This is a genomic window from Boseongicola sp., assembly GCF_057460485.1.
This window is the reverse complement of record NZ_JBVCWP010000307.1, coordinates 1-4,321: the sequence shown is the minus strand read 5'-3', so window position 1 is coordinate 4,321 and position 4,321 is coordinate 1. Positions and strand designations below refer to the sequence as shown.

Below are 4,321 nucleotides of genomic sequence, written 5' to 3'. Positions count from 1 at the left end.
GATATTTTTTGCAGGCACTGAAGAAATTCATATTGTTCTTCATTTTGTCCGTGATCTTGCCATGCAGGTCGCCGGACCAGACGATCATCGTGTCCTTTCCTACCAGTCCTCTGACGGACTCCGCCAGATCTCCTTCAAGATCAGGCGTTTTATCCACAACACCTGCACCGTGTAGAGCGAGGTAAACGATGTCCAGTGGCATCTGAGCTTCGAGCGTGTCGAGCATTTCTTTTTTCGCATCTCTCCAGAACTGCGCATTCACCAGACCAAAGCTCGAATCTGGTCCGTATATGAGACCCGGGAGCAACTCCCAGCCGTTTTCCTCACACACATCAACTGCACCGCCCAAGGCTGTTCCTCTGAGTGCCTTGATTTCATCACCCCGAAAGATACGCATGTTGTCCAGCGTGGTTTCGCCCATGCCTTCGGTGAGATATGTGTTTGTTTCATGGAAAAAACCGACACAGCAGACCCGTAATTTTCCACTTTCTCCCGGGGAACCCAGTAAAGGCGACGATATCGCAGTAACCCCTGCAGAGACGGCTAGTGTATTGAATGTTCTACGCTTCATAAGCTTTACTCCATCTCGAGCAGGGCGACGGCACGCGTCGCGGTCAAGTGCTTCGGGTTCAGTTTTGCATTCTCGACGGTACCTCAGTAAAGTCGATTCGAGCCTGGAAGTGAGGGTCAGATCCTACTCTGGTGGTAAGGTGGGCCCAGAATCGAGGGACAAATCCTACGCCGTCGACGGCTACAGGTTCATTTAGGAGTCGATGGCGTTAGGTTTTTGCTGAACACCGGCCAGTTAGGAGAGTTTTCATGACTGTGGGGCCACCGAAGCAGTTGACGCACTTTCCCGCGAAAACCGACCTGACGCATCAAGAGTTTTGGCGCGGCTTGCCCACCCTTCAAGCCGAAGCGGTGCAACTCGGGCCGGGACGTCTTGAATACAAAATGCTGCAAGTCACTGGACGGGATCTGCTTATCTTTCGTAGCAAGGTCGCGCCAAAAATGGCCAGTACCATCGTGCCCCACCCGGACTGGATGGTTTTGATGGTACCAGTCGATTGGCTCGGCGGCTACGTTTTCAACGGTCAATTGGCAAGACCGTTCGATGTTTTTCTTTCTGGCGGTCCTGACGGATATTCCACCACCGGCGAAAAGAGACACAACTTAGCATTGGGTGTGCGAAAATCTAAACTGAGGGATGTATGCGCCAATGTGAGTGGTCGCTATATCGACGATATCGCCCTCGACGATCAACGGATGGCCCTTGGTTCAGCCTTGGGCACAAGGTTTCACAGGCGGATTCTGAAGACGATAGCAGCGTCACTGGACAAACCTATGGGCCCCGGTAAGTTCGCACTGGATGCTGTCGTCGAGAATGATCTTTTTTCTGGGATTGCCAGCCTCATCATGGCAAAGGCAATCGATCAGACTGCATTTTCACATCTCGATCTTGACCCTGTGCGTGTTGTCAGGCGCGCAGAAGGACTGTTTGAAGACCGCACGACGAATCCACCAAGCATAGCTGACCTTTGCAAGGCTGCTAACGTCGGAGCAACAACATTGCACTTGTGTTTCAATGAAGTTTACGGCGTTTCGCCAATTGCGTACTTGCAAGCGAAGAGAATTACCCAAGCGCGCTGTGCGTTCCTTGCGGCGGAAAGGGTCCCACCTTCGGTCAAAGATGTTGCCCTGTCGCTTGGCTTCACCCACAGCGGTCGCTTTGCCAAACGATATCGCTACTTTTTCGGGGAATACCCGTCAGAGACCCTCAACAAGCGATGAATTCGCCGGAGTCCCAGATTTTGCCTTCGTTAAGGCTTAACCTTAAAGCATTTTGTGGACGCATTTGAGCGCCACCGCCCTCGTGTATGTCGACCGGTCGCATCAGCATCCTGCAGGAAGCAAGCGCCGGGGATACTCTTCGTTTCGGCAATGGCTTTAGATTTTCAGGCATCATCAGACTTAGTCAGTTGCTTTTGGGAGGGCGGCTCTTTGTTATCGTCCTCCACCTTCAACAAAGCGCGCGCGAATTGAGCGAACAGCGCGACGAAAACGCCAACGCCAACGAAGATGTAGATGATCGTGAAGAGCTTGCCTAAATCGGTATGCGGCGACAAATCACCAAGACCAACAGTCGAAATTGTCGTTACGCTGAAATACAATGCGTCGATCCACGACCATCCTTCCACAGAGTGGTAGAACAGAGTTGCAGAAAGCAGGATAAGCACGGCCAGCGCGAAATTGGCCCGAAACATCGGAACACTCCAAGAGTGCACGATCGCTTTGAGAAGTCTTACGAAGGTGATGGCGAAAGACAGCATAGAAGACACTCCACAATAACGCGGCTTGGGTTGGCTGGCCTGCCCCTATCGGGTGGTCCGGTTTCAATCTTAGTGCAGGACCACGTGGAGTTCACCCCATTTCTGGTCCGGCCATCATGCGACCTTTTGGGTTGGGTTCAATTGGGCACGCCCTGCAGGATGAAAGGGTCGGACACCACGTCGATGACATCCGTTGAGCGGAGCTTCCTTTCAATGCGGATATCCGTAGCGCCTGTATTCAGAGGCAAGTGCGATGATGTCCGCGGTTAGCGCGTCATCATTGGCGCGGCCTTGCCGCACCTTCCGCTGGGTTGACCGATGCTGACCGAGAACTCGACAGGCGAGCCGAACGGTACCCGACCACGATGCCAAACGCACCTGGCGGATTTCGCCAGCGTAGGAATTGGATCTTGTTTCCCGGTTGCAGCGCGTCAAAATTCTGCCTACTTTTGTTTGTTAGCCGCTGTTAGTCGTGGTTTGGATCTATACTTTCTTTGCCGTGCCAAAGGCATTCGGGGGGCGTGGTGTGAACATAACCGTACTACAAGGACGTCATAAGCTGCTGCGATTCAGCAGCTCTTGATGTCGGGCGACGCAAAAGCGGCGGTGAAACGGGTTTAACTTCAGGAGTATCCAGTCATGACACAATCGAAAGCTTTGCTCCTCTGTCTGGCGGTTCTACCGATGCTTGCCACGACTGCGTGCAACGCGCAGAACCAGTCGGATCAAGCCCAGAGCGAGCGCGAAATGTCTTCCTCGACGCCAACCGACGATTGCCCTGTGATCGAAAGCAGCAACTGGGTCGTAAAACTCACCCCGGCTCCGCATGATGGGGCATCCCCCCTCCTTTTCGTGAGCGGCGATCTCACGCTGCCCACACCAGGATATACTGTCGGCCTGAAAATCGGAAAGGCAGATCGTTCTGCAGTGCCAACGGTCTTCGCGGTGATTACCACGACACCGCCGGACGGAATGGTTGCCCAGATGCTGGATACCCAGACGGTTTCTGTGACAGCAGATGCACCAGCCTCCCGGCTGCGCTCCGTCATCGTGATCTGTGGCAACACGCGCTTGTTCGAAATCAGCGACGCCATGATGGTGAAAGCTGGCGATTGAAACCGCTCTGTTGTCTTGGTTGCATGATCCGTGATGATGTCCGATGGTTTGACCGGCAAGAGGTCAAACGCCTTCGTTGCGGGGTCCTTCAACGCAACCATTGCGTTTACATTTAAGATATGATCCAGAGTTCGCTCGTTGATGCTCAGACGTTGCAGCGGTTACCGGGCCAACGTCGCTGCGGTGACTGTAATTGGCAGCATCAGCACCGACGAGAGGAGTGGATCCGAACCGTTCCTCGTCCCCACTCCATCGACGCTTAGTCTCTTGCCAATCAACTGCACTATCTCGGGCGAGTCTGCGAATTTTGAGTGGTTTGAACCATTCACGTAGATCTCAGACAGATCTAAGACTGTCACGCCAAGTCCTGCCAGATCTTCAACGTCCTCATTGCCGACCCGCGGCACTCCTCGCGCAAGAAGCCTGGAAAAACTCAAAGCCCGGTCGTCGCGAGAGATAAGAATGTAAAACTGCCGTTCATTGTCGGCAAACGGTGCCAGCTGCTGCCGGAACAGATCGGCGTCAATGTCGGGTGCCGCCAAAATGACATGGCGAAGCCGACCTGTCCGGTTCAAGGTGCCGTTAAGTTTTGCCTGTCGCATTGCTTCGACCGTAAGCAGATTGCCCATGGAATGCGATAGGACATCAACGGCCTTTGCGTTGGTTTTCGAGATGAGATTAGCACCGAGCAACAGGTCGTCCCGCGCGACCAGGACGCTGTTCATGTCATAAACGTAGTCCAACACATGGCCACCGGAGGCCCAGCTGAACAAAACTGGAACGCCCTGATAGCCGGAATCCTCAACGAATTGACCCATCCGAAGAACTGCTTCTGACAAGGTTGTGTTGTAGCCATGCACAAAAACCAAAACGTT

5 protein-coding genes and 1 pseudogene are annotated in these 4,321 nt (G+C 53.5%); 2 read left to right on the top strand and 4 right to left on the bottom strand.

Features of this window, described 5'->3' with window-relative positions; all coding sequences use genetic code 11:
- Nucleotides 1–571, bottom strand: a 571-nt coding sequence (locus AC221Y_RS20915; RefSeq protein ID WP_486708292.1) for a M81 family metallopeptidase, incomplete at its 3' end; no start/stop codon positions are given.
- Nucleotides 572–819: 248 nt separating this feature from the next.
- On the opposite strand from AC221Y_RS20915, the gene AC221Y_RS20910 reads away from it, so the two are divergent.
- Nucleotides 820–1,791, top strand: a complete 972-nt coding sequence (locus AC221Y_RS20910) for a helix-turn-helix domain-containing protein (RefSeq protein ID WP_486708291.1) — start codon at nt 820–822, stop codon at nt 1,789–1,791.
- A gap of 164 nt (nt 1,792–1,955) precedes the next feature.
- Here the strand turns inward: AC221Y_RS20910 and AC221Y_RS20905 are convergent, their stop codons facing one another.
- Entirely contained in the window at nt 1,956–2,330 is a 375-nt protein-coding gene (locus tag AC221Y_RS20905) for a potassium channel family protein (protein WP_486708290.1), read from the bottom strand.
- Between the two features lie 219 nt (nt 2,331–2,549).
- Nucleotides 2,550–2,678: pseudogene (locus AC221Y_RS20900) on the bottom strand (IS3 family transposase); the annotation flags it as partial.
- 291 nt (nt 2,679–2,969) lie between these two features.
- Here AC221Y_RS20900 and AC221Y_RS20895 point away from each other — a divergent pair.
- Complete coding sequence (locus AC221Y_RS20895) at nt 2,970–3,446, top strand: hypothetical protein (RefSeq protein WP_486708289.1); 477 nt, start codon at nt 2,970–2,972, stop codon at nt 3,444–3,446.
- Nucleotides 3,447–3,607: 161 nt separating this feature from the next.
- Here AC221Y_RS20895 and AC221Y_RS20890 read toward each other — a convergent pair.
- A partial coding sequence (locus tag AC221Y_RS20890; protein WP_486708288.1) for an alpha/beta hydrolase occupies nt 3,608–4,321 on the bottom strand: 714 nt, incomplete at its 5' end.